Origin of the sequence: Streptomyces sp. NPDC096132, from assembly GCF_044763345.1 — a bacterium.
GTDB lineage: Bacteria > Actinomycetota > Actinomycetes > Streptomycetales > Streptomycetaceae > Streptomyces.
Genome location: NZ_JBIWGA010000054.1, coordinates 1 through 25,981 on the forward strand (window position 1 = coordinate 1; position 25,981 = coordinate 25,981).

16 protein-coding genes and 1 pseudogene are annotated in these 25,981 nt (G+C 66.7%); 8 read left to right on the plus strand and 9 right to left on the minus strand.

Features of this window, described 5'->3' with window-relative positions; translation table 11 throughout:
- Window positions 1-376 precede the first annotated feature (376 nt).
- On the plus strand, window positions 377-613 hold the full coding sequence (locus tag ACIRF9_RS50480) for a hypothetical protein (protein ID WP_403837167.1): 237 nt from the start codon (window positions 377-379) through the stop codon (window positions 611-613).
- 2 nt (window positions 614-615) lie between these two features.
- Here ACIRF9_RS50480 and ACIRF9_RS50485 read toward each other — a convergent pair.
- Window positions 616-1,736: pseudogene (locus ACIRF9_RS50485) on the minus strand (IS630 family transposase).
- A gap of 209 nt (window positions 1,737-1,945) precedes the next feature.
- On the opposite strand from ACIRF9_RS50485, the gene ACIRF9_RS50490 reads away from it, so the two are divergent.
- Window positions 1,946-2,173: a hypothetical protein gene (locus ACIRF9_RS50490; protein WP_403837168.1), complete on the plus strand. Its 228-nt coding sequence runs from the start codon at window positions 1,946-1,948 to the stop codon at window positions 2,171-2,173.
- 106 nt (window positions 2,174-2,279) lie between these two features.
- Here the strand turns inward: ACIRF9_RS50490 and ACIRF9_RS50495 are convergent, their stop codons facing one another.
- Together ACIRF9_RS50495 and ACIRF9_RS50500 are read right to left on the minus strand one after the other, a co-directional pair.
- Window positions 2,280-2,921, minus strand: a complete 642-nt coding sequence (locus ACIRF9_RS50495) for a suppressor of fused domain protein (RefSeq protein WP_403837169.1) — start codon at window positions 2,919-2,921, stop codon at window positions 2,280-2,282.
- A complete protein-coding gene (locus ACIRF9_RS50500) occupies window positions 2,849-10,885 on the minus strand; it encodes a ricin-type beta-trefoil lectin domain protein (protein WP_403837170.1) in 8,037 nt (2,678 codons plus the stop codon). Before ACIRF9_RS50500 ends, ACIRF9_RS50495 begins: the two co-directional genes overlap by 73 nt.
- 493 nt (window positions 10,886-11,378) lie before the next feature.
- Here ACIRF9_RS50500 and ACIRF9_RS50505 point away from each other — a divergent pair, with 493 nt between their 5' ends.
- Window positions 11,379-14,930: an FG-GAP-like repeat-containing protein gene (locus ACIRF9_RS50505; protein WP_403837171.1), complete on the plus strand. Its 3,552-nt coding sequence runs from the start codon at window positions 11,379-11,381 to the stop codon at window positions 14,928-14,930.
- Here ACIRF9_RS50505 and ACIRF9_RS50510 read toward each other — a convergent pair.
- A complete protein-coding gene (locus ACIRF9_RS50510) occupies window positions 14,811-15,416 on the minus strand; it encodes a transposase (protein ID WP_403837172.1) in 606 nt (201 codons plus the stop codon). The genes ACIRF9_RS50505 and ACIRF9_RS50510 overlap by 120 nt on opposite strands.
- 113 nt (window positions 15,417-15,529) lie before the next feature.
- Here ACIRF9_RS50510 and ACIRF9_RS50515 point away from each other — a divergent pair, with 113 nt between their 5' ends.
- Window positions 15,530-16,078, plus strand: coding sequence for a hypothetical protein (locus ACIRF9_RS50515; protein ID WP_403837173.1), 549 nt, complete (start codon window positions 15,530-15,532; stop codon window positions 16,076-16,078).
- Window positions 16,079-16,361: 283 nt separating this feature from the next.
- Here ACIRF9_RS50515 and ACIRF9_RS50520 read toward each other — a convergent pair whose 3' ends face one another.
- The gene (locus tag ACIRF9_RS50520; RefSeq protein ID WP_403837174.1) at window positions 16,362-16,865 is read right to left on the minus strand and encodes a hypothetical protein; all 504 of its coding nucleotides are present in this window, start codon (window positions 16,863-16,865) and stop codon (window positions 16,362-16,364) included.
- A 797-nt stretch (window positions 16,866-17,662) separates the two neighbouring features.
- The gene (locus ACIRF9_RS50525) at window positions 17,663-18,172 is read right to left on the minus strand and encodes a hypothetical protein (RefSeq protein WP_403837175.1); all 510 of its coding nucleotides are present in this window, start codon (window positions 18,170-18,172) and stop codon (window positions 17,663-17,665) included.
- Between the two features lie 529 nt (window positions 18,173-18,701).
- Here ACIRF9_RS50525 and ACIRF9_RS50530 point away from each other — a divergent pair.
- Window positions 18,702-18,980: a CopG family transcriptional regulator gene (locus ACIRF9_RS50530; protein WP_403837176.1), complete on the plus strand. Its 279-nt coding sequence runs from the start codon at window positions 18,702-18,704 to the stop codon at window positions 18,978-18,980.
- On the plus strand, window positions 18,977-19,402 hold the full coding sequence (locus ACIRF9_RS50535) for a PIN domain-containing protein (protein WP_403837177.1): 426 nt from the start codon (window positions 18,977-18,979) through the stop codon (window positions 19,400-19,402). The genes ACIRF9_RS50530 and ACIRF9_RS50535 overlap by 4 nt, the downstream gene beginning before the upstream one ends.
- A 155-nt stretch (window positions 19,403-19,557) precedes the next feature.
- Here ACIRF9_RS50535 and ACIRF9_RS50540 read toward each other — a convergent pair whose 3' ends face one another.
- Window positions 19,558-19,893: a hypothetical protein gene (locus ACIRF9_RS50540; protein WP_403837178.1), complete on the minus strand. Its 336-nt coding sequence runs from the start codon at window positions 19,891-19,893 to the stop codon at window positions 19,558-19,560.
- 1,357 nt (window positions 19,894-21,250) lie between these two features.
- On the opposite strand from ACIRF9_RS50540, the gene ACIRF9_RS50545 reads away from it, so the two are divergent.
- A complete protein-coding gene (locus ACIRF9_RS50545; protein ID WP_403837179.1) occupies window positions 21,251-21,574 on the plus strand; it encodes a hypothetical protein in 324 nt (107 codons plus the stop codon).
- 2,659 nt (window positions 21,575-24,233) lie between these two features.
- A complete protein-coding gene (locus ACIRF9_RS50550) occupies window positions 24,234-24,605 on the plus strand; it encodes a helix-turn-helix domain-containing protein (RefSeq protein WP_403837180.1) in 372 nt (123 codons plus the stop codon).
- A gap of 322 nt (window positions 24,606-24,927) precedes the next feature.
- Here ACIRF9_RS50550 and ACIRF9_RS50555 read toward each other — a convergent pair whose 3' ends face one another.
- Complete coding sequence (locus ACIRF9_RS50555; RefSeq protein ID WP_403837181.1) at window positions 24,928-25,638, minus strand: IS3 family transposase; 711 nt, start codon at window positions 25,636-25,638, stop codon at window positions 24,928-24,930.
- 35 nt (window positions 25,639-25,673) lie between these two features.
- Window positions 25,674-25,931, minus strand: a complete 258-nt coding sequence (locus tag ACIRF9_RS50560) for a helix-turn-helix domain-containing protein (protein ID WP_403837182.1) — start codon at window positions 25,929-25,931, stop codon at window positions 25,674-25,676.
- Window positions 25,932-25,981: the final 50 nt, after the last annotated feature.

Below are 25,981 nucleotides of genomic sequence, written 5' to 3' on the forward strand. Positions count from 1 at the left end.
GGAACTGCTGGAGCAATCCCTGATGCGGTTCGTCGCCGACGGCAAACCGGGATCTCTGTAGGTCAGCCCGCAGGGCCCATTCTGTTAGGCGCTGTTAGCCGACCCACCCTCACTCATGAGCACCGACCCATTTGCTCACCTCTCCCAGATGGGGTCATCGCAGTCGAAGTCAACTTCGCCCCACTCGTCCTTTTTCCACACCCTGGTCACATAATCCCACGGTTCCGACGACCCCACCACGGTCCTCACCACGACCCCCACCGTCCTCGCCCACCTCCTGGCAGGCATACGCACGCCCGAAAAGGCGACGATCTCTCACTAGTGCTGTGACCGGGAAGGTTCGCCGGGTCTGACGTCGTGCTGGCAGGATCGCTTTGTGGATCTTTCTGAGCGGTTGGCCGAGTGGATGGACTGGGACGGCGCCGCGTTCCTGGTGGGGTCCTGCCTGGGGATCTTCGCTGAGTCCGAGTCGTTCACGAGGGTCAAGGCTGTGTTCTGGACGGACAACCCGTTGGGCAATGCTCTCCACGAGGTGCTTCTCCAGCTGGTCGCGGCGGGAGTGCTGGAGCGGCGGGAGGAGCCGGACGAGCAGTTCCGTTGGGCCAGCCGGTAACTTCAGGCAGCTGGGGCGAGAGGGCGCCCGCCCCAGCGGATGCCTTTCTCGCTGCGGATCCGGGCGCGCTCGCGGCGCTGGGCGGCGAGCAGCTCGGGGTGGCGGGTGTTGGCGTTGCGCCAGCGCAGGTGGGCGTGGAGGGCCCGCGTCTGGGCGGTGTGGCTGCGGTGGTTGGAGTTGGCGATGGTGAACTGCCGCAGTGGTCCGAAGTGTGCCTCGATCGGATTGGCCCAGGACGCGTAGGTCGGGGTGAAGCACAGGTTGACCTTGTTCTTCTTCGCCCAGCGACGGATGTCGGCACCTTTGTGGGCGGACAGGTTGTCGAGGATCACGTAGATCGGGCAGCGTCGGGCCGGGCCGCCCGGATCGACTTCAGTGCGACCAGGGTGTTCGCGGCACCCTTCTTGCGGTGGTTGACCCCCCACAGGGTGTCGTCGCCGATCGAGTAGCACCCGTGGAAGTAGCGGACCCCGTGGGTGCGGTGGTAGGTCGCGGGATGCCGCTCGGGCCGGCCTTGCTCGGCCCAGCACGACCCTGAGGTGGGCCGGACGCCGAGCGGTCCGAACTCGTCGAACGCGAAGACGCGGTCCGGGAAACGCTCCAGCACCTCCTCGATGCGGTCCAGCTTGGCGTCGCGCTCCGGATCGGGCGACTCCTTCCACGTCTTGGTCCGCTGGAAGGTGACGCCGCGGCGGGCGAGTAGGCACCGTAACGCCTCGCGGCCGATCCGGATGACACGGCCGTGAACTTTCCGCAAGTAGGAGGCGAGTTTGCGGATGGACCAGCGGGTGAAGGGCTGCCCGAGCTTGGTCGGGCGGGTGGTGGCCGTCTGCACGACGAAGTCCTCATCGTCAGGGCTGAGCAGGCGGGGACGGCCTCCCGCCCACCGAGGGTCCAAACAGGCCAGGCCGATCTCGTTGAACCGGTGGATCACATCGCGCACCGTGTCCTCATCGGCCTGCACCAGCTTCGCGATCACCGGCACCCGGTTGCCTCCGGCCGAGGCCAGCAGCATCATCGCGCGCCGGTAGCGCACCGAACTGGTGCTGCCCCGGCGCACGATCTGCTGCAGCTTCTGCCCCTCCTGGTCAGTCAGTCTGCGCACACGGACAGGCTCTGCCACCGCACCCCCAGCAGTTGGAACGGAACGTCACTGTGCATCCAACCGCTCGGACGGCCACCCCGGCGAACCTTCCCGGTCAGAGCACTAGCTGGCGCTGGTACCGTCTGGATCACGACGCCGCCGGGGGTCGGGGACACCCGTCCGGTGTCGCACCCACCCCGTGTCGCAGCTCTGCCGCGAGGCCACCCAGAGCAGCCGTCGAACTCATCGTGATCAAGGAACCCCTCGGCCACGCCCACATCGGTGTCACCGTCACCGCCTGCGCCCACGTCAGACTCCGCCTCCAGCGAGACGCCATCGACGCCCTCGGCACCGCCCTCAGCACCCCGGTGATCACCAAGACGGTCGCCAGCAACGACGCCCTGCGCCGCCCCCGTCTGCTGACGTTGCCGTCAACTACTGCCGCCAAGGCACGCAGCAGCCCCGCCAAGGATTGATCACTGGCGAGGCTGCTTTGACTTACCCGGGTATTCGGATCAGATCCATTTATTGGACCGGTCAACTATCGACGCGCCCGCCAAAATTTCCAGGAGCGGAATTACGCTAGACAGTCGAGACGCGCAACGGATCCAGGAGATTAACCCCTGAATCTTCGAGACGCTCCTCCAGTGCTTCAGTCCCGAAATCTCTCGCGAACCTCGCCTCTTCAGCAGAGATCGGAATTAGCCAAAGGTAGGTGATCTCTTTTCCGTCCGCCATACAGACAGCCGCCCTCCGGTCCAAGCTGTACGGCCAGGACACAAGAAGATGACGGTTTTCGGAACCCTCCATCCACGGCCGTCCAATATCCAGCACGGATCCGTGATTCAAGCGATGTTGCGGGAAACTGTGATAGTGGGCGACCATCGCGAGAGTCTCAACATGACGCGGAGACTCTGTGGGCGACATGATGAAGAATTCCCGCAATGACTCATCGCTGACACCGAAAGCACCAGTCGACAGATAGATGTACGAATCACCTGGCCCAAGAGGTGAGACCCTGTGCACTACGAAGCCAGGCAGCGCTTCCTCAATCGGGCCGAGCGTCCATCGGAACTCGTCGTGATCGCGATCGGGCCAGCTAGTATCCAGATGCCGTCGCAGCGCCTCGTGTACCACTTCCGAGTGTCCCATTACCTCATCCCGAACGCTTTGGCGATTTTCCGAGATATTCTCGCCATGACCGCACCTTGGCTCTTTTGGCATGCAAGGCAGGCCGCGCCATTGATTCCGACTTGCGCATATGCGCGCCGCTCGGTATCCGTCATCTGCCACCCTCCATGGAAGTAATAGTGGAGAACGAGCGGCGGGTCATGCTCGGGAACCGGCGCATTCCTTGTCCCCGGCTGCATGATGTTGCCACACTCCGGACACTCTTGTCCGGTCGCCGCCGAACGGGCTGCTTGCCCAGCAGGAGAGGTTGTTTGAGCACCACCGTAGTCACGCTGCCGGTTATACCTTTGAGTCGGCATTGCCGTCTGTGTATCCGTGACAACGCCATTGCTGTCGACCTCGAATCGCGCTACACCGCAGTTGTGGACGAGGACCGGCGTGGCCCCGGCCAGCACATAGTACGTGTGGACGTCGCTGACGGTGAGGTCGTGGGTGACCTGGGTCTTGGTGTAGCGGGTGATCGCGGTGATCTGGACGTGGGTGCCGGCGCTGGTCTGGAGCCACTGGCCGGACTTGAGGTCGCCGCCTTCCACCCAGGTGCCGTCGGTGGGATCGGCGGCGGGGTCGGTGACCCAGAAGGGGTGGGTGTCGGTGGTCGTCAGCTTCGAGAGGGTGCCGTTGGCCGCTTTCACGGTCAGGACGGTGAAGTCCTTGTCGTGGTAGGTGGTGATGGTGGCCGTGGCGGTCTCGGTGCCTGCGGTCGTCGAGGCCTCGGGGTCGTTGGCGGCCAGCTTGTCGCCGTTTTTGACCTTCTCGATCGGCTTCGTCGTGCCGTCCGCCATCAACACCTTGGTGCCAGGCAGGAAGCTGTGGGCTTCTTGCGTCGAGCAGGACGTGGCCGGACCGGCGTCGTCGGCGTCCGCGCTGTCCCCGCCGTCGGCGTGGTTGTCCTTGGCCCTCTTTGCGTCGTTGGTCCTGGCCTTGGCCGCGGCGTCGGTCTGGGTGGCCTTGCCGGCCGTGCCCTTGGAGCCGGTGTTGGTCTTCCGTTTCGCCGCGGCCTTCGCCGCCAGGGCCTTCTCCTTGGCCTTCTTCAGCGCCTCGGCCGCCTTGCGTTTCGCCTCGGCCTTGGCCCGCTTGATGGCGGCCTTCGCGGCCTTCAGCGAGGCGATGGTCTTGCGCGCGACGTCCTTGGCCTTGTTCAGGGCCCGGATGCCGCTGACGATCCGGTCGACGACCTTGATGACCTTGGCCGCGAGCTTGAAGACCTTCGTCCACGGGATGGCGTCCAGGAGCAGGGAGCCGCAGGCCCACAGGTCGCCCTGGGTGAAGCAGCCCACGACGTCGTTCCAGCCGATGAACTCCTTGAACAGGGCCCAGCCGTACGTCCGCACGATGTCCGTGACCGACTGGGAGAGGATCTTCTCCTGGGCCGCGATCTGCGCGTCCAGCGCCGCCTCCGCCGCGTCGAAGGAGGAGGCCGTCGAGGTCAGGCCTGTCGGGTCGGCGTGCGTGACCGGGTTGTTGTTGGAGTAGGTGTAGCCGTTGGCCTGGAGCGGGTCGGTGAGGTCGAGCACCGGGTCGGCGGAGAGGAACCGGCCCGTTGTCGGGTCGTATTCGCGGGCGCCCAGGTGGGTCAGGCCCGTGGTGTTGTCGTCGGTGCCTCCGACATAGCCGGTCTTGGACAGCCAGTTGGTGTTCTCGGTCCGCTCATTGCCGAACGGGTCGAGGCGGGAGAAGCGGGTCTGGTTGCCGGTGGTCAGCTGGATCTCGGCCATCGGGGTGCCGTGATGGTCGGTGACCAGGGCGTACAGGTTGGCCTCGCCGGTGCCCCGGCGGATCACGGTGGGGGCGCCGGGCTGGGCGTAGGAACGCTCGACATAGGCGACCGCGCCCGTGGTGCGCAGCGACAGCGTGGTGTCGTCCAGGTAGAGGGTGCGGTCGCCCGAGGTGGTGGAGATGATCCGGTTGCCGAACGCGTCGTAGACGTACGAGGTCTCGTCCGCCGGGGTCCAGGCCTGGGCCGTCGAACCGTCGCAGGTGCCCAGCACCAGGTCGACTCCGGTGGTCGTGGAGTTCGACGGGGAGACCAGGCACATCGAGGTGGCCGCGTACTTCAGGGCCCCGGTGGAGGTGACCGTCCACTGCTGGGCGGTGGTGTTGTCGCAGGCGGCGACGACGATCGCGGTACCGGCCGTGGTGGCCTTCCCCGAGGGCTGTACGCACACCCCCGACACCTTGAGCGCGCCCTTGGTGGTGGTGTCGGTGGTGTCCGCGTCCTCGACCCGGAACTGCTGGGCCTTGGTGCTGTTGCAGGGATACAGCTGGATCGCGGTGCCGGCGGTGGTGTTCCCCGAGGAGAGGTCCAGGCACAGGCCCGAGTTCAGCCCCGAGGTGTAGGCGCCCTTGCCGCCGGCTCCGAAGCCGGAGACCGACTCGGCCTTGCCGTCCCAGGTCCAGGCGATCGCCTGCTCGTTCCCGCCGATCGTCCGGGAGGTGGTCTGCCCCAGCTCGTCGGAGACCAGGGTGGAGGCCTCGGTCATCTTCGAGCCCGCCGCGTTGGTGTAGACCGACTCCATCGAGGTCAGGGTGTGCGGCTGGGCCACCCCCGAGCCCGAAGTGGCGTCCTCGGTGCCGTAGGCGTAGGTGGTGGTGGAGTCGGCCGCGGTGTTCACCGAGCCGTCCAAGAGGAAGGACACCTTGGCGTTGTGGGTGTTCAGGGTCTTGCGGTTGCCCAGTTCGTCGTAGGTGTACGACTGCCAGTAACCGGCGTTGTCGGCGGTCACGTTCACCGTGCCGTCGGCGGCGACCGGCACCGTGCACTCGGCGGTGCTCTTGTTCGTCCAGGCCGCGGTGAGCTGGCCGATCCCGTCGTAGGTGAAGCACTGGCGGTCCATGACGGCCGCGTAGGTGTCGGTGGTGGAGGTGATGTTGCCCGACACGTCATAGACGTAGTCGCGGGCGTTGACCCGGGTTCCGGTGAGGCCCGAGGTCGTGTTCGAGGTCGACTCGCGGTCCACCAGGGTCTGTTCGACCTGTCCGGTCGCCTCGTCGAAGAGGTTGGTCGTCCACACCCGTGAGCCCTGCTCGCCGGTGGTGGTACGCAGGACCTCCCCGTAGACGCTGTAGGTGGTCTGGGAGGTGTACCAGTCGGTGCCGGAGGTGGAGACGGGCAGCCCGTCCGCGTTGTAGCGGACGATGACCTTCTCCTCGGGCAGGCCGCCCATCGCGGGGGTGGTGTAGGAGGCGAGCTGCCCGGAGTCGGTGTAGGTGTAGTTGGTCGTGTAGGAGGTGGAGAAGCCTTCCGCGGTCGTGGTCAGGCCGTCCGCGAGCGCCGGCAGGGTCAGGGTCTTGGAGACCGGGTTGCCGTCGGTGGTGTAGCCGCCGATGCTCGTCGTGTAGGCCTTGCCGTCGGTGTACCGGGTGGCCGACAGCGGCTGGCCCACCCCGTTGGCTATCAGCCCGTCATAGGCGTACGACAGCAGGTCCGTGCCGGTGGTGGCGTCCTCGACCAGGGTGGGGCGGTCCAGGACGTCGTAGGTCGTCCTGGTGGTGAAACCGGCCTCGTTCTTCGAGGTCTCGACCCTGCCCAGGGTGTCGTAGGTGAGGGTGGTGGTGCCGGTGTCGGGGTCGGTGGAGGTGAGCGCCTGGCCGAGGGCGTTGTAGGTGGTCTTCCAGACGTTCCCGGCGCTGTCGGTGACGCTGGTCCGGTCGCCGCGCGCGTCGTAGCCGTAGGTGGTGGAGGTGAAGTCGGAGGCGGTGAAGGAGTCGGACGCGGCGGCGGACTTGGAGGAGAAGGTGTCCATCCGCGTGGTCCGGCCCAGGGCGTCCACCCAGGTGCGGGAGGAGGCCGAGCCGGTCGGCTGGACGACAGTGGTGTAGTCCAGGCTGTAGAGGTAGGTGGTGGTGCGGTTCTCGGTCTTCGTGCCGTCGGCGTCGTCGGTGCCGTCCTGGACGTAGGAGTTGTAGACGGGCGTGATGGTGGTGGTGCGCCCCAGGCCGTCGTACGAGTAGAGGGTGGCGTTGGGGATGGTCGAGGTGGAGGCGGGGGCGAAGACCGAGGTGTCGGGGGCGCCGTCGGTGTAGTAGGCGTTGTTGGTGGAGCGGATCTGGCCGTTGGCGTTGTAGAGGGTGTCGGTGATCAGGCGGCCCTTGCCGCCGACCGCGCCGGTCTGCTCCTGGCGCACCCGGCCGAGGCCGTCGTAGATGACGGTGGTGTCGGTGTAGGTGCCGTTGTCCTTGAGGCCGGAAGTGACCACCGAGACGGGCTTGTTGGGATCGGTGTTGTAGGTGAAGGTCGCGTTCGGCTTGCCGGTGGACTGCTCGTCCCAGGTCCGGGGGGTGTCCTCGTCGACGGCGGGCAGGTCCTCCTCGCACACCGGCCCGTAGGTGGTGTTCGGGGTGGTGCCGGCCTCCCAGGCGGCGCAGACGCGGCCCAGCGGGTCGTAGGCGACGTGCGAGACGTTGTTGTTGACGTCCTCCTCGGTCAGGCCGACCCCGCGGCCCGGCTCCAGGGTGGAGGTCGAGGACTGGCCCTTGGCGTTGGTCGAGGTGACCGCGTACACCTGCCCGCGGCTGTCCGCCGTGAAGGTGATCTTGTCCTCGTTGCCCTGGTAGTCCTTGGAGGAGGTCACCCGCCCGTACTCGTCGTAGCCCGTGGTGGAGGCCGGGAGGGTGTTCCAGGAGGTGCCGGTCGCGGCGGGGTCCCACACCTTGGTGACCTGGCCCTTGGTCAGGGTCTGGCTGGTCGAGGCGGCGCTCGCCCCGTCGTAGGCCATCTTCGAGGCCGACAGCAGGGTCGACGCGGTCGACGAGGACAGGCTGGTCGCACAGGTCGTCCCGGACACCGTGATCGTCGTGGAGACCAGGCCGATCAGGTTCAGGGAGGTGTCGTTGGCGTAGGTGGTGTAGGTGCAGGACTCGTCTCCGGTCACCGCGAGGTCGCCGTGGGAGACGGCCTTGGTGGGCAGACCGTAGGAGTCGTAGTCGGTCTGGGTGGAGACCGTGCGCAGGACGGTGGTGCCCTTGATGTCCGGGTCCGAGGACTTGGTGACGGTCTTGGTGGTGTCGAGGGTGACCCGCCAGGCGTACAGGTCGGGGTCGTCGGTGATGACACGGCTGGTGTTGGTGTCGGCGACGCCCCGGACGCGGGTGGCGAGGACCGTCGGGTCGTCGGGGATGTTGACCGTCCGCGACACCCAGTCCGCGCTCGACGATCCGTCCGCGTACACGAGCGCCTCGGCGGCCATGCCCGCGTACGGTTCCAGGTCCGCCTTGATGGTCTCTCCGGCGGCGTCCACCATGGTGATGTTGCGCGTCTTCCACACCGCGCTGTCCCCGCTGCCGGAGACGTACAGGTCGTCGCTCATCCCGCGGAAGTAACGGGTGGCGGTCTTGGTGGCCTTGGAGCCGGTGAGGTCCGTGCCGACGGTGGCGGTGACCCGGACATAGCCGCGCCACTGGTCCCAGGTGCGGGTCTTCTTCCGGGTGCCCTCGGCCCGGTTGTACGCCCACAGCGCGCCGTCGACCGCGTCGCCGAAGGTGGTGTAGGCATAACTGGTGGTCTTGTCGTCGACGCCGGTCATGTTCGGCATCTCGACGACCTTGTTGACCACGTACTTCTGGAACCAGGAGATCTTCTCGTCGGCCAGGTCCGGGTCGGCGTGCCAGTACACCGGGTAGCACAACAGGTGGTTCTCGTCGGGGTCCGGGAAGCCAGTGCCCGAGGCGCACGCGTCGGTCGGGGTGGAGTAGGTGACCTGGGTCTCGCCGCCGTACTCCGAGACCACCGTGTCGATGCGGAGCCGGTCGAAGGTGGGGCCGTCGTCGGTGGAGCTGGTGGGGATCCGGTTCGCCAGGAGCTTGCCGTGGAAGGACACCGGGTTCAGGGTCTTGGTGGAGCCGTCGACTCCGTATCCCGTCCTGGTGATCGACTCCAGCCACAGGGCGGTGTAGTGCGCGGTCTTGTCCCAGGGGAAGGACTGCTGCAGCGCCCACCGGTCGACCTTGGCCAGGGGGGTGCTGGTCTGTCCTGACAGGGCGCAGGCGTGCCGGTCGCCGGTCCCGGTCTCCGAGTCGTACGGGGTCAGGGAGGCGCCCTGGGCCCGCTGGGTGCAGGAGGTGACCTGGGTGATCAGCTTGCGGGACCAGAAGGTCGGCGAGGGGGTCATGCACTCGCCCGAGGAGCCGCAGTACAGGTCGGCGGGGGTGTCGTACCAGATGTAGTTCTCCGACCAGTTGCCGGAGGTGAAGTGGTCGGAGGTGCACTTGGCCTCCGACGCCAGGCACCGCTCGTCCACGGTGAAGGTCATTCGGGCCAGCGGCTCGGCGGTGTAGAGGGTGCCGGCGCGCTGGCCGTAGTCGATGCGCTTGAGGTAGCCGCCGCGCTCGTAGGCGACGGGGTCGTCGAAGTCGAAGGCCTGGGCGTAGTGGTTGGTCTCGGAGGCCCACCACAGGGACATGGCGTTGCCGTTGACGTCGACGACGTAGTCGAGGTTCCACTTCCAGGCCTGGTCCTGGAAGGAGTTCTTGAAGGTGGCGTCGTAGCCGGGCTCGCCGTCGTGGTTGGAGGCGACCGGCACGGTGAACACCGAGTCGGTGGTGTCCTTCCCGGACGCCCAGCCGGGGAGGTGGTTCAGCCCGTAGTAGTACTGGGTGCCGGCGGTGTCGGTGATGCGCCAGTACTCGCCGTCGTCGTCGCCGTTGGCGAGCGTGGTGTCCTTCAGCAGCTCGATCTTGGTGTTGTCACCGTTCGCGGTGCGCCACACCCCGGACTGGTAGACCAGTTCGGTGGTCGTGCCGTTCAGGGTGAGCGTCGCGTTCTGGGTGCCGTAGCAGAGGTCGGCGGCCGTCTTGCCCTTGTTGTTCGCGCCCGTGGTCGCGTCGAGCATGCACGAGGTGTACGTGCGGGTGATGCTGCCCGGGTCCCAGGACCAGCCCTCGCCGATGCCGGACGCCTGGTTGTTCGTCGAGGAGGTCTTGCCGTCCACCGACTGCGAGTTGTACGAGAAGGCCACGTTCGGCGTCGGGCCGTTCGGCACCGCCGGGCCGGCCAGCGGGTAGGAGTAGGTGAAGGCGCCGGAGGAGGAGCCCGCCGACCACGAGCCGGACGCGGGCAGCGGGGTCGCGGCGAAGTCACCGCCCGCGCCGGCCCCGGAGGAGGTGCCCACCAGGGCGCCCGAACCGGAGGAGGCGCTCGCGATGGTGCGGATGCCGGAGCCGGTGTCCTCGGTCGCGGAGTTGTAGACGGCGCTGGTCACCGAGCCCGTGCCGGTCGCGGCGGCCGTCGTCGTGGTGGAGGTGGTGGCGGTCGGGTCGGCGACCAGCGCGTCCACGTCAACCGTGACGTGGACCGTCGGAGCGAGGTCGGTGCTCGCCTTCTCGGTGGTGGTGCTCGCCCCGGTGTCCTCGTCGACGGTCGTGTCGGTGATGGTGGTGGCGACCTCGTCGTAGACCACCTCGGTGGGCACCGCGGTCGGCTCCGAGCAGCCCTCCACATCGGGGGTGGTCAGGAAGCAGGACGGGTACATCCAGAAGTCCAGGCGGTCCATCCACTCCGCGCCGTAGTTCTGGGAGAAGTCCGCCGCGTCCAGCGCGATGACCGCCTCGCCCGTCGCCGTGGTGGGCGGCGCGACCTCCAGGACCACGCCCTCCACGCCGGCCGCGTCCGCCTCCGCGTCCGAGGCCATCGCCACCGACCAGGAACCCTCAAGAGCCGAGGCCTCCGCGGTGGTCGCGTCCTCCGGCGCGCCGATCTCGACCGGAACCGTGCCGGTGGTGGCGGTGACCTCCACCAGCTCCCCGGCCTCCAGACCGGTCAGCGTGGCCGCGGCCGAGCCTCCCTCGATGGGTTCGGTGTACAGGGCCTGGAAGTCGTCGACGGCGGTCGAGGTCACCGTCTCCATGGACTCCAGCGAGGTCGTCTTGGCCTCGTCCTCGGTCAGCGCCTCGGCCTCGGGCAACTCCTCCAGGTCCACCCCGGTGCGGGTGCCGGTCGGGTTTGGCAGGGCGTAGGCCATCGGCGAGGCGCCCAGCACGAGCGCCAGGAACAGGCTTGCCACGACGGCCCATCGGGCCCGCGCACGCCTCGCTCTCGATGCTCTCGACGCCCCGCGCCCCCACAAGGAAGTACCCCGCACCGCGGCCCCCGCCCTCTCAACCCGCACGATCCCGGAACCCCCAAACACCGTCGACAACACGGCGAATGGGCAGGCGGCGTCACAACACGACTGATTCGAGCGCGATTTCTACACGCTGTGTGGAACCTTGGTCAATAGCGGCTAATTTTCATATCGAATAGGTCACGAAACAATTGAAGCCCAACCCAAGGAAAATTATTTATTCGGCATATTGCAAGTAAAGCGGTGCAACCTGACCTGCATGTTCACCCAACTCGTCACCTCTACGCCCGTTTTACATCGGGCACGTCGAGTGCTGATCCGCCAATGACTCATGCACAGGCCACTCACAGCATTTGGCAGCTCTTCGAAGTCCGCTCCGGGAAAGGGGTGATACTTCCCCGCGATATACGTGCGTGAGGGGACGGGGAGCACTGTGGACGAACAGCCGAGCAGGAGAACCGGCCGCCGGCGGACCAGACCGCTCGTGGCGCTCGTCGCCGCGGCCACGGCGACCGCTCTGGGCGTGACCCTGCTGGCATCCGATATCGGCTCCCCCGACGCGGAACCGGAGAAGCCCGCCGCCAAGGTGCAGCCGGTGGACGAGGACACCGCCCAGGACAAGGCGCGTGCGACCGGCAAGAAGGTCGAGGTGACCGCGCTGCGTGACGAGTCGTCGACCACCTACGCCAACCCCGACGGAACCTTCACCCTCACCACCCACGCGCAGCCCGTACGCGCCAGGAACGCCGACGGGAAGTGGCAGGACATCGACACCAGCCTGGTCGCCACCGACAAGGGGTGGACCACCGTGGCCTCTCCCACTCCGGTCGTGTTCTCCGCCGGCGACTCCGGCAGCTCCGGCAGCGGCGGTGGCGCCGTCAAGTCAGGGCTGCGCCAAGCCGTTTACGCCGGTCCGCGGCAGGCGTCGTACACCACCGCCACCGCCTATGACGAGACAGGCACCGTTTCCACCGACGAGGACCCGGCGGACACCGAGGAGGACCCGGCGGCCCCCACCATCCCCACCACCTGGTCGGAGCTGGTCACCCTCACCACCGGCGGACACGAACTGACCGTGTCCTGGCCCGGCGCCCTGCCCGAACCCGTCGTCACCGACGATCAGGCCCTCTACCAGGACGTCCTTCCCGACGTGGACCTCCTCCTGACCGCCCGCGACAGCGGGTTCTCCCACGTACTGATCGTCCACACCCCCGAGGCGGCGACGGACGAGGCGCTGGCCCAGCTCACCTACCGGCTCAGCTCCCCCGACCTCACCTTCCAGATCGACCCGGCCACCGACACCGTCACCGCCCTCACCTCCGACGGCACCGAGGTCGCCGTCTCCCCCACTCCCCTGATGTGGGATTCCGCGGGCACGCCTGACGTCACCATCGGCGACGACCCGGCGCCCACCGACGAGGAGACCGAGAGCGCCGAACCCAGCGCGTCGCCCTCGGCCGAGGCGGACGACGAGACCATCATCGAGGGCGAGAACGACGAGGCCGTCACCCCGGAGGAGGCCACCCCGGACAACGGATCGACGTCCGCCACCGCTTCCCCCGACACCGGCACGGACGACGACAGCGGCACCGAAACCGCCAGTGCCGAACCCGCCGGCTTCACCCACGTCTCCCCCGCCGCCCTGTCCACCGCCGACACCCTGGCCCTGCCGGGACTGGCCGGCCCCGTCCCCGGCACCCACGCCGCCACCGCCGAGGCCCTCCTGACCGACCGGGCCTACCTCACCGTCCAGGCGGACACCAAGCTCCTCGCCTCGCCCGACACCGTCTACCCGGTCTTCATCGACCCGTCCGTCGCCGGCGTCACCGACGCCTGGACCACGGCCTACAAGAAGTACCCCTCCTCCAGCTTCTTCGACGGCGCGAACTACAACACCGGCACCACCGAGGCCCGCGTCGGCTACGAGTCGGACACCTGGGGCACCGCCCGCTCGTTCTTCCGGCTCAAACTGAAGAAGGCGATCAAGGGCGCCACCGTCAAGTCCGCCACCGTCAAGGTCCTGGAGACCCACTCCTGGTCGTGCTCGGCCCGCCAGGTCGAGCTGTGGCACACCGGCGGCATCTCCTCGTCCACCACCTGGAACAACCAGCCGTCCTGGAAGACTCTCATCACCGAGCAGTCCTTCGCCCACGGGTGGAAGTCCAGCAGCTGCCCCGACGCCTACGTCAACTTCAGCATCAAGGCCCTGGCCCAGTCCGCGGCCGACGGAGGCTGGACCTCCTTCACCATCGGGCTGCGCGCCAACTCCGCCTCCGGCTCCGCCGCCGAAACCGACCCCTACACCTGGAAGAAGTTCAAGGCCGAGGGCAGCGACGCCCCGGCCCTGTCCATCGACTACCTGCGCGCCCCGAACACCCCCACCAACCTCGCCATCACCGCCGGCACCTGCGACACCTCCACCAGCCCGTACATCAACATCGGCAAGCAGTCCACGATCACCCTGTCCGCCAAGGCCACCGACCCCGACGGCGACCTCGCGTCCCTCTACTTCGAGTACTGGCGGACCGGTTACAGCACCACCACCAAGGTGACCGCCACGAAGACCGCGAACACCAACACCGGCGCCGCCTCCTGGTCGATCGCTGGCACCAACTTCACCAACGGCTACGACTACTCCTGGCGGGTGCGGGCCGAGGACGACGACGGAACCGACTCCGGCTGGGCCCCCACCACCGGCGACAAGGTCTGCCGCTTCACCTACAACACCTCGATCCCCACCACCCCCTCGGTCGTCTCCACCGCCTTTCCCGAGGACAAGAAGGCCGACGGCACCAGCGCGAACGGCACCATCTGGTCCACCGTCACCTTCGGCACCTCCGGCGCTTTCACCTTCTCCACCACCGACACCGACGTGGTGAAGTTCGCGTACTCCTTCAACGGCACCAGCTACGCCAACTACGTCTGTTCCTCCAGCTCGGGCACCACCGGGGGCACCACCGTCTCCTGCTCCACCGTCATCACCTCGAAGACCGTCACCGGCAGCCCCACCCTGGCCGGCCCCAACGTCCTCTACGTCAAGGCGTACGACGCCGCAGGCAACGCCTCCAACGCCTACAAGTACGTCTTCTACGTCACCCCGAAGGCCGTGGCCGACGGCGCCGCCGACTACACCGGTGACCAGGTCCCCGACTTCGCGACCATCCGCACGGACGGGCAGCTCTACATCGAGAGCATCACCAACACCGGCACCCACGCAGTCTCCTCCACCACCACCCACGACGAGGGCACCCTGCTCACCGGCGACACCTCCGTCGGTCACTGGTGGGACGGCACGAGCAGCTACGCCCTGATCACCCACAACGGCGACTTCGCCCCCGGCGACGGCATCACCGACTTCGTCGTCCGGACCCCGGACGGTGGCCTCTACCTCTACCCCGGCGACGGATACGGCGGCACCGACGTCTCCCAGCGCCAGGAGATCCAGCTCCCCTCCAACGCCCCCGACCCGGCCACCCTCACCGACATCAAGTCCATGGGCGACGCCAACGGCGACGAACAACCCGAGCTGCTCGCCGTCTCCGGTGACGCCCTGTGGATCTTCAGCGGTTACAGCGGCGGCTCCTTCGCCACCGCCACCCGGCTCTCCGCCAGCGCCTGGTCGGGCCGCGACTTCGTCACCCTCGCCGACTTCAACTCCGACGGCACCATCGACATGCTCTTCCGCACGTCAGCGGGCAACCTCTGGCTCCGCCACTCCGCCGCCACCTCCGCCGGCTACACCGACTGGTCCACCCTGGCCAGCTCCGCCGCCAGCCTCGACGGCGACCAGGCATACGCCACCGGCGGCTTCACCACCACCGACTACCCCCACCTCTACGGCAGCCCCGGCATGACCAGCACCGACCTACCCGACGTCTGGGCCCTCACCCCCGCCGGGCTCCTCTACCGCCTCGACGGCACGGCCACCGGCATCAGTGCCACCACCTCCACCGGGAAGACCCTCCCCATCGGAGCCATCGGCTAGAAGATCACGAACCACTTCCGAGCCGCCGGCGCCGACCGCGAAGTGAACCGTCCTGCCCGGCGGACGCGGGGGATCTTGATCGAGAACCCGTGTTCGGTCCGGCAGGGCGGTGCCGACGGCGTTGTCGTGGGCGGAGGCGGCCGGCACCACCACCGCGACCACCAGGCCCAGCACGTCAATGGCCAGGCAGCGCTTGCGGCCTGGCACTTTTTTTACCGCGTCCCGTCGGGTCGTCTTCGCGGGCACCCCGGCGGCCGCGTGCAGGCTCTGGCTGTCGAGTACCACCGGGCTGGGGTCGGCTGACCGACCCTTCTTCTCGCGGACCTGCCAGCGCAGCAGATCGTCGATGGCCTGGTCAGTGCCGTCGTCACGCCATTTGTAGAAGTGGTGCTTCACCGCGCCGCTCGGCGGCAGGACGTGTGGCAGGTAGTCCCACTGGCAGCCGGTGCGGGACTGGTACAGCAGCACGTTGACGATCTCCCGCACTGTTTCCTTTGGTACATCAGGCTTCAGGGTCCTGGCGAGCGCAGTTGTACAGTCGTCGCTGATCAGCGTGCCGCGAAGCGCGGTTCCGCGATGCCCTGGAGGAATGCGCGCAGATGTGGTCCATCGTCGACGACGCCGAGCGAGCGCAGTGGAACCTTGTGCCGTTCGAGACTGTCGGTCCGCTTCGGTTCGGCATGAGCGTTGAGGAAGTGGCCACGGTGATGGGGGCACAGGGCTTCGTCAGCACTCATTCATCTATGACCCGACCACACGGTGCTTTGGTGCAGCAGGCTGGCTTTCGCTTCAAGGACGCACCGCGGTACGAGGAGGCCGTCACGGCCTACTGCAGGAGGTCTGGCGCTCTGGCCGCCGTCGCGGTTGACGCCTTGTGCGGTCCGCAGGTCTCCCTCGATGGGCTCCGCATGGTCGGCAGGGTTCCGTCTGAACTTGCGGAACAGCTTCATGGATACGCGGAGGACCGTGGCATCGTGCCCACGATCTCTGTCGAGGGCGATCCGATATCGGAAGAGCTCGGGCTGTTGGTGCGGGCCCAACGAGCCGGAGACATCCTCCTGTCGAGGGTCTTCTTCGTCGCCAACTTCGAGGACTGGGCGTACACAGTGCATGACTGCGTTCCGGCGGATGAGTGGGACATTCGTTGACGCGGGCCCAGTGGCATTGTCTGCTGCTTCATCTGGTGTCAGCGGTCACCGTTTTCCCCACGATCTACATGATCAGCGTCACGTAATTCCCCACCCGCACGGTCACGCTTCCCCATGGGGATGGCGGTTGCGAGTGGATGCCCAAAGGCACGGGAAGGCCCAACCCCGCCTCTCCCTGCCGATCAGATGAACAGCGGGTCGACCGGCGGCCATGGGTAGCCCAGTTGCTCGGCATCATGCGAACCTCCCCAGACCTCGGCGGTGGCACGGGGATCGCCTGCGGTCAGGTGCGCTTCAAGGCGCTCGGCTTGGACCGATGGGGCCTCCGCAGCCGCTCCTGCGCAAGCCACACGGCCAGCACCCAGGGCGCGCCCGCGCCCGCGCCGACCAACGTGAGCACACCGATCAGCGCCGGAAAGTGATGGATCGGCACCTCATAGGGGTTGCCGCTGGTGATGCCGCGGAGTGTCACGGTGGCGGCCACCATGACCACGCAGTACGAAACGATCGAGGCCGTCCACCAGCCGCGTGCGTAGGGCCACGACCGGGACAGGGCGCGAGTCGTGGTGACGCCCCGGCCGAGCAGAGCGACCCACACCGTGACGGAGAAGGCAGCCATGGCCGCCCACAGCCTGAAGGCACCGCCGACGAACGTGTCGTCGGCCGAATTGACTTTCCCGAACAGCACCAGGGCATGGAAGACGAGAGACGCGCAGAGCACGAACACCAGGGCGCGCGCCCCAGCAGAATCCCACCAGCGGCACACGCCGTCACTGATCGCCACCATCGCCCCCCGGAGTGCCGTCGCCCATGGACGCCCCGATTGTGCAGGCCACGCAGCACCAGGAGAAGTGCGAAGGAACGAGGGAACTGCGCTCGAATGTCCGATCGGTGCGAGAAGCCTCCCAGGCCCGGGTTGACATCCACAGATGACATCAACGACGCCGAACGATGGCGGACAGCGAGACTACGGCCGGAATGTACGAGCAACCTCAGAACCCCGCTCCAGGCGGATGCACCGCAGCGGGATCGAACTCCTAAAGCGGTACTCAGTCGACCGTGGCCTATCCGTGGACTCGTCCTGCCTAATCTGCCGGGTACAGGGCCGTGACCTGCTGCGTTGCGTGAAACCCAACGGGCCTCCGGAGCCGGTGCCCGTCTTCTTCTTCGCCGCGGCCTTCGCCGCCAGGGCCTTCTCCTTGGCCTTCCACTGCGCTCGCTCGACGTCGTCGACGATGGACCACATCTGCGCGCATTCCTCCAGGGCATCGCGGAACCGCGCCAGAGCTCGTCCGCATCGCCCGTCAGGTTCTCGCCGAGGCGGGGACGGCCACCCCAGCCACCCGGGCATCGGCGCAGCCTGGGCGCGTTCGTTGGCGATCCGCTCGCTCACCAGCTCAAGGACACCTTCGGCGACGGCGAGTTCGTCTCACTCGGCCCGTACATCTGCCAGCTGCTTGGCTAACCGTTCTTCGAGTTCGTCCAGTTCCGCACGGCGCGCGGTGATCCGTTCCAACAGATCGGGATCCAGCATGCACAGAATCGTAGGAGGCGACCGAACCGCAGTGAGCAAGAGCCGGACGGTCAACTCCCCGCTTCTGCTGCCGGCCTCTTGCGCAGGAACTGCTTCGCCGCCTCGATTGCTTCCCTGTTGAGCTCCTCGACGGAGACTCCCCAGCTCTCCTCCGATTCGTCCAGGTTGAGAGCGCATGAGACGAGGGACTGCAGCTCTTCGGGGTAGCCGAGGTCGTAGGCGATGTCTGCCCAGATGAGGTGGGTGCCGGTGGCGGGATCCAGGGTTCCGTCGGCTATCTGGCTGGCGATCCAGTGGGCCATCGCCCACTTTGCGGCCCAAGGGTCGGCGGGCGGTTGGAAGAGCAGTCCCAGCTCCTCCAGTACCTGGTCGAAGAGCGCTGGCGCTTCGGGTTCCTCGCTCCGGAGGAGGCCGGCCAACATGGCGAGGGAGGGACTCTCGACCTCGGCAATGAGTGCGTCAAGCCCTGCCTGGATGAGCCGGTCGGACCCGACGTACCTACCGAATGCCCGCTCGCGCGCGATGTGGCTGAGCTGCTTGAGGGCGTCATCGCGGGTCATCAGAGTCTTCTCGGTCGGCGTCCGGGGAAGCAGGCTCGCACATCCGCAGACGCTGCTGCATCGCGTTTCTCTTCCACCCAACCGTGCTGACAGACGATCTCCTCCGCGGACTCCCGCCCACGACCAGCACGAGTACCCCGAGAACCGATCACACCAGCCCTTTGACCTGGGACTTTAAGTTGGCGGCAACTCACCGCACTCCATTTTTGACGGATTGAACTCGCCGCCTTGACCCGCATCGAGACCTACCTCGACACCCGTCAGGTCTCGGCCGCCACGATTGCAGGTCTCACGGCCTTCGGGGGCAGCGTCCCCGTCCTCCGCCGAGAGATCGGTTCCTGACCTGTCTGGACGGGGTCCTCCGGCATGCCGGAGGACCCCGTGGCCCCACCCCGTCGCGGTGATCCACCGCTTCTGGAACACCAGCCAGGTCTTTCACGGCAGCCCACGCCCCGCCACGGCCGCCTGATCGCCGAGCGTCGATCATTGACCTGGTAAGAAGGGTGATACCAGGAGTATGGTCTCTTGTATGGCGACAAAGAAGGTAACCGTGACGATTCCCGAGGATCTCCTGGACGAGATCCGCGCGGACGCGGCAGAGCGGGGCCTGTCGGCGTACGTCGCCGAGGCGCTGCGCTTCAAGCGCGACCGGGACCGGCTCCGGGAACTGGTCGACTGGCTGCAGGAAGAACACGGCCCCGTCACCGACGACGAGCATGCGGCAGCGCTCGACGAGCTGGAGGAACTCGACGCCGAACACGAGCGGCGTCGAACCACCGGAAAGCACAACGCCGGAGAGGCTGCGTGAAGAAGCGAGCCGGTGAGCACCGACAGCAGCCGCTCCGTGTCTTCGTACTGGACTGTGAAGCCCTGTCCCTCGCGGTACGCGGCGACCGGAAGATGATCGCCTGGCTCGACCTCGCGGCACGAGGAGAGGCCGAGGTGGTGACGTCCCCGATGACCCTGGTCGAGGCATACGACGGCAGAACCACCGAACAGCGTTGGGACTGGGTACTGTCCCGGCTCCAGGTCGTCGACATCGGCAAGGACGAGGCCCGCCAGGCACGCCGACTCCTGGCTGACGCCAAGTTGCACGGCCACAAGTACGCGATCGACGCGGTACTCGCCGTCATCGCGCGACAACAGAAGGGACAGGTCACCCTCTTCACCTCGGACGTCGACGACCTGGAAAAGCTGCTCCCGGACACCATCGTCGCCAAGAAGGTGTGACCCGGCTCCGACCCTTGATCGCCCGCTCCGTCGCAGGTCAGAACACCCCCGTTTGAGCCGGGGTGACCGAGTGGGTCTGATTGGGTCTGATCTCGCCTGATCGGGTCGGTCCCGAGTGAGCGCTGCTTGGGCGCCCAGGTCGTGCCGTCGCGCGACTAGCGCTGGGGCAGAGTGAGTTCACGGCCGCGGTAGAAGCTTTCCCGCTCCTCGACGACGTACGGGGCCATAGCGGCCCGCCGCTGCGCCTCCGGCTCGGAGCCCCGCCAGGAATCGCATGCCTCCCTGGAATCCCAGAACGACACCCCGGTGATCTCCTGCCCGTCCTCGGACCAGTACGCGAACGCGCGACGCAGACCTTGCGGGGACGGGGCCGGCCGCCAAGCCCGCTCGAACTCCTCCAGGGTGCCCGGCCGAAGACGACGCGCCGTCACCCACACGAACCGCTCCTCCATCACAGCCTCCAACACCGGTTCGGCTTGCCGGCCCCTCATCCACCACCGTAGGCGCAAAGCACCGCTCCTGCCTGCGTGGCGATCACGGCGCGGCCGAGGCTCCATGGCCGGTTCCCGGTCACACGGGCCTGCGGGCTGCGGGCCGCGGGCCGCGGGCCGCGGGCCGCGAAAACCGACGGGGACCGACCGGGTGCCCGGGCCCGCGGCGGTCACGATGTGGCCAGGGCGGTCAACAAGGGTGCGATCCGACCGATACAGCCACTTCGATACACGGCATCTCCACAGGTCAGAGCCACGGAGCCCACGCAAGCGCCATCGCTTCCCAAGCTGAGAGCGCGAGTGGCTCGGACCGCTCCAGTGCTTCGCGACCCAAGCAGCGTGACCGCGCAGATGACCGAAGGTGCAAAACCACCTGCCGCGACCGCAGCGCCTGCGACGCCCGCGGCCGTGAGTCCGAGGAACCCTCTACGCCCAAGATCCTGCCCCATCGGGGTACCCCTTCCACACGTGGAACTCAGAAACGGGGCCGAGGCCGGCGTCACGACGAAACGACGCCGACGGCCTGATCCGTGAGACCTGCACGCCTCCCGCCGGAGAGGGAGGGATTCCTCCCCCTCTGTCTCCAGGTCTGTCCCCAGGGGCAGCGCGAGGCGAAGCGCAGGGCACGGCTGATGCGGGCAGTCCCGGCGTCAGCGGTGGGTGAGGTGCGCCGACTGGCCGCGGCAGACCGTCAACTGTGCCGGGTGGTACGGGACATACGCCCGGGGCCGACTCCCGGCCGCTCGCTCCGGGCCCACCAGGGACGGCATGGCCGTTCACCTCGGAGGATCCCGTACCAGGGCACTTTCTTCCCCCTCACATCGGGCTCTTGCGGTGCCAAGCAGGCAGCCACAGGACGACACGGCGTCGGCGAACACCAGCAGGGGGCGGGGCGCAGGCGACACAAGCCCGTGGCAGCTCCCGCAAACCGCTCTCAAGAATTCACTCCGTAAGAGTCGGGGCAGAATTAATACTTCGGCGGTCACAGAGATGCAATTTCACGTTCAGCGACCCCGAAAAACACAGGGCAATTAAATAGACAGCCCCACCCTGCCGCCTCTTCCTGGCCGGTGGACAAACAGATCCGAATGGGCCCTCTATTCGCCTGTCCGAGTGTCGCGCGATCCCTGGTCACGAGCCCCATGGATTACCAGAAAGGCCGCTGATCAGCCGTTTCTTCATCCCGCTCGACCGAACACTCGTGATTGGCCCCAAATCAGCCTCCGTGACAGCAAGACAATTTGATGTAACGTCAGATTCAGCACCGGGTTGAACCCAACCCTGATACTCGAAAGGAGACCATGTGAAAACCATTGCCAAGGCAGTAGCAAGCGCTATTTTGGCGACTGGAACTGTCGTGGTGCCTCTCTCGGCCCAGGCAATCGCGGCTCCGTCGCTGCCGAGCGCACCCGTCGCAGCCTCGGCCGCCTCCTCGTTCGACGGGGACCGCTCGTCTCACACGCGCGGCAGCGGATCCCGCGAGTTCCGTGGTGACAGCGACTGGCGAGAGCACCGTCACGACGACCGCGCCGGCGACTGGCGTCGTCACGACGACCGCTGGCGTCGCCACGACCACCGGTACCGCTGCGGCTGGGGCCCCGACCGGGACCGGTACTGGCACTACCGCCACCGCTACGCCTGGGACTGGGACTGGGACTGCTCCCCCTACTGGCGTCGCTAGTCCGACAGTGTCCGTGCCGCCCGTCGTCACCGTGCCCTGACTGCGGGCGGCACGACTGCAGTAATGCCTTGAGGCGCGTCCGGCAGACCGACACGCCTCCGCAAACGAGGAGCGCGCGCTTCCAGGACCGGGCGTCGGGTCCCGGCTCCAGGCAGGCACGCGCTCCTTCGGCAAGCGATCAACGGTTTCACGCCGGGATCCCGGGCCAGGCGGCGGCTCTCGTCGTGAGCGTAACCGCACACGAACGACATACCTTAAATGAAGGGCAGTCGGCAGGATCTCGCTTTTACTCCAGCCATCGGCCGAAACGGCGACTGACCTCACACTTTCGCCCGGCTCGGCATCAAGGGGGATCAGGTGAGCGGCAAATGCCCGTGCCCAGCGTGCGAGAAAACGCATGGGGTGCTACCCGCAAGTCCACGTCAAGGGCGGTGGCCGCAGCGTGGTGACAGCCACTGGCGCCGTGGCTCGAGCCACCACTGCGCCTCATCCGGGCCTCCTGGACCTACGGGCTCTCCGTCGCCCCGGCCCGGAACCGAACCGCCTTCCGGACGTGGGCCTGCTGCGGGCCGAGTCGGCCGCCGTGCCCTGCATACCGAGAAGACCTTCCACACCGATTGACATCGATCAAGACATGTCGAGCCAAACGGAAGGCCAGCGGCATCAGTGAGTGACGGCGTCTGCCATGCCCGGGCCGAAAGGGCTTCGCCGTACCCTTGTCCCCCACGGGGGCACGGATGCGGCAATCGCCGACAGATACCCGCGAGGGACTCGGCATGCGTCCCGCAGAGCCGAGCGAAACAGCCTCGGCCAGCCAGTGCCACCTACCGGGGTGGCCGACCGCCCGCCCAGGCTGCATAAGCACGTCCTACCGCGCGGAAGGCCGGTTCGCCACAAGTCATACGGTTAGGCGGAGCCGGCCCCGTGGAAAGTCCCGCCACTTGGAGGGTCCTCGAGCGATCGGACCACACCAGCGACTACCGCGGTCATTGACGTTCCCTGCACGAAGAGCACCTGCAACCCCTCTCCTCAGAGCAAGAGTCTAAAACTGCTGTCCTGGCATCGCATGAGGATATCTGTAACTCCCTGTCATTTTCGACCCATTCCTCGAGAGCAGGGAGGAGAACACCTGGACGACCGGCCAACGCGGCCTGGTCGACCGGAACAGGGCTCGCCCCACGACTGCTCCCCGCATCACACCGTCAGCTCTACCGCCACAGCGGCGCGCATCGCAAGACAGGATGCCTATCCGCCCGCGACAGGTCCGGTACCAGGACGCGCGATCGGCGCGCTCTTCAACTTCCACTGTCACAGTGGCCCTCGAACACCCACTGGACCGCAGCTCGGGGAGAATGAGATCGGCCGAGCAGCTGATCGGCTTCCGCGCCGCTGCGGAGAGCACCGTTTACCAGCATTAGTCCGAGATCCTTTCCGTGGATTACAACACGCTGGCCAATCGGCTTAGGAAAGCCACTCAATCTCCAGTGGCTCCACACGGCGCCAACAGACGCATGTCCAGAGCGACATCATTTTCATCAGATCCAACCAGTCTGCACTCCGCCACTTGCGCCTCACCCGTTTCGCCACGACAGAAACGAACGCATGACAGACTTTCCTTGGCCCGATGATTCCTGCATCGCATGCGCATGGTTGTCGGAGCTCCTGCACCGATGCGCGAAGCAGGACACGGTCCCGCATCGTTCCTGATCCCGCCGAGACTGCGCGTGGGCTGAAAGACGTAGCTCAGCGCTGGGCGCAGGAGCACCAGCGCCGACGGGCTCTGAATCCAGGGCAACTTCCGCCGACAGCCGCCACGCACCGGCTCGTGGCACCATCGCGGCGCTCCGATTGTTGCAACTCACTTCGGCAGTTGCCGGCACTTCGGTCGCCAGGCCACTGCGCACCCCGCCTGGCCTGACCGCCCTCTTGAGCCCACCAGTTGCTCAAGGACCCGCCCACTGGGGTTCCTGATGGCTGAGTCACCACGTCACGACGGCGAAGGCGCCATGGCGAGGCGTCAGCAGTGGCTGCCCATGATGCTGTCCCGCACACGCTGCGCTTCAAGGCACCCGGTACTGGCACGGCGTCCCCAGCGAGCCGAGCGGCCCCGAGACGCCGTGACCAGCAGGCCGTGCCCTTTGCGGTGAGTCGGACGTTGACCGGGCATGATGACAGGGCTGTGGAATCGCGCCGTTCCGGATGGATTACGGGAGATCAGGGGAGCCGTCGGGGTCCGCGCCGGGGCGTGTCCGCAGAGCGGAGCGACACGGAACTCGCCCGATCGGACGGTGTGCGCGGTCTCGGTGCGCTGATCAGCGACTGTGCCCGGCGAGCCGTGCCGCATTGACCTCCAGGGCGAAGCGCACAGCCCGCCCGACGTCCTGACCCGGCGTTACACCCAACGGCCCGCCCCCCTTCCTGAGCGGCATCGGGCAACTGGCCGGCCAACCGGGCACACCCGGCGCCGTGCCGCTCCGGGCGACACCCAGCTCACCATCAAGTGTCCCTGTTGATGACGTCGAGCAACGCCCATCGTCGGTGAGGGTACATACGGTCGCCCCGTGAGAGCAGATCCGGCTCGAGACAAGAGCTACCGAATGGTAAGGCCGTTAGACTCATTGACAAGAGACCCTTTCTCCATCTACAGGAAGTGCCAGCGGTGCCCAACGCCTTGCAGGAAATGATCAGGCACAAGTTGGATCAGAACAGCTGGTCCTACAACGATGTAGCTCGCCGCGGCGGCGTCTCCCGCTCGACGGTCCACCACTTGGCGACGTCGGAACGGCTGGCGCAGATGCCTCAGATGACCACTCTGGAGGGTTTGGCCAAAGGACTGGGTATACCAGTGGCAACGGTGAAGCGGGCTGCGGCCGAGGCCGCGGGCGTCAACCTGTACTTCGAGGATGCGCCCGAGATCACGGATCCAGAGGTGGAAATCCTCATCGCGAGTGTGCAGAAATTGAACCCGAAGGACCGTCGGCACGTGGCCGTCCTCGTCGAGTCCTTGCTGCGGGCCGAGGGCGCCGACTAGAAGGAACGAGTTCAGGCGCCCCCTGCAAAACACGCTGCAGGTCACCTGCAGGAGGGGACCTTCACTGTTCTCTTCCCGGTTATCCAGGCGATGACAGCCTGCACGGTGATGTAGTCAAGTTCAGCGACTTTGAACACAGCCTGAACATCGACGACGTCGAGTGGCACACATGCCACGTCCAGAGCACCGTACAACAGAACGCGATGCGCCTGCGTCGCCGACGTGTTTTCCCCTGTGTTCGCCCCGGAACTGGATGCGTCAGCAATCGACAGGGGAGGTTTCATGTCCATTCGTCCACCATCGCTCAGGTCGGGATGAGATATCAGGTCGTCCGCTTTTCGTTGAAATCCTTGAAGATTTCCAGGAGTCTCGTCCTGAGGGCATGTGGTTCCGCGTAGAGGTGCGGGGGTTCCAGTTCGCGGCGGATCCTTTCCCAGAAGGTCTCGACCACACTGTGGTCGTACCAGTCCCCCCTCACCCCGGAAGCCGGAGCACAGCCCAGGAGGCCGGCACGTTCGGTGAAGGTGCACGCGAGAATCCTGGCGCTCGCGACGTCGGCGGAAGAACCCATGTCGACGCCGCCGGTGATGGCGGCATCGAGGGCACGACGGGTCAGTGCGCAGTCGGCCGTCCCGGCGGTGCTCCAGCTCACCAGTCGGCGTACCGCCGTGTCCAGGACGACTGCTGCATAGAGGTGTCCCCTGGCCGCCTCGCAGACCTGCACATCGACGACCCAGCGATGACTGGACACGTCGATGGCGTGCCGGCGGGTCTGATGGTGCGGCCGTCCCACTTTGCCTCGGATTCCGGCCCGGTCCATGAGGAGTTCCACGGTTCCGTGACTGACGTTGATGCCGTAACGGTGGCCGAGTTCCTCCTGGATACGGCGGTATCCGAATTCCGAACCGGAACCACGATAGATTTCAAGGATCGCCCGGGACAGCCATCCATGTCTTAGTGACCGCATCGATGGAGGACGGCTTCGCCAGGAGTAGTAGCCGGATTCGGACACGTCGAGGACGGTGACGAGCATGCGTGTCGTAAAACCCTGGGAAGCGACCCTGGAAATCACTTCGTAACGCCTTTTGGGGGCATCACCTCTTTCATGGCTTCAATGATTTTCCGGTACGCGAGAACTTCCTCCTCGAGCTCTCTGATCCGGGTGCCGGCCCGCACCAGGTCCGACTCGGGGGTGGGGGAGTTGCGCCAACGACGCACGGTCTGCTCCGAGATGCCGAGTTGCCGTGCAACTTCTCCTGCCGACTCCCCCTCGGAAATCATCTCGAGAGCGCGACAACGCAGTTTTTCGGCATACGAATTGCCCACTGGTCCTCACTTCCCGGGTTGGTTTTCCACTGTCCTTGGGGCCGCGCCGG

Excerpts from the sequence above, each read along its gene's own strand:
- ACIRF9_RS50555 (WP_403837181.1), bottom strand. The coding sequence starts at position 25,638 with ATGCTCGTCACCGTCCTCGACGTGTCCGAATCCGGCTACTACTCCTGG.
- ACIRF9_RS50520 (WP_403837174.1), bottom strand. The coding sequence starts at position 16,865 with ATGGTGGCGATCAGTGACGGCGTGTGCCGCTGGTGGGATTCTGCTGGG.
- ACIRF9_RS50530 (WP_403837176.1), top strand. The coding sequence starts at position 18,702 with ATGGCGACAAAGAAGGTAACCGTGACGATTCCCGAGGATCTCCTGGAC.
- ACIRF9_RS50525 (WP_403837175.1), bottom strand. The coding sequence starts at position 18,172 with ATGACCCGCGATGACGCCCTCAAGCAGCTCAGCCACATCGCGCGCGAG.
- ACIRF9_RS50540 (WP_403837178.1), bottom strand. The coding sequence starts at position 19,893 with ATGAGGGGCCGGCAAGCCGAACCGGTGTTGGAGGCTGTGATGGAGGAG.
- ACIRF9_RS50495 (WP_403837169.1), bottom strand. The coding sequence starts at position 2,921 with ATGCCAAAAGAGCCAAGGTGCGGTCATGGCGAGAATATCTCGGAAAAT.
- ACIRF9_RS50515 (WP_403837173.1), top strand. The coding sequence starts at position 15,530 with ATGTGGTCCATCGTCGACGACGCCGAGCGAGCGCAGTGGAACCTTGTG.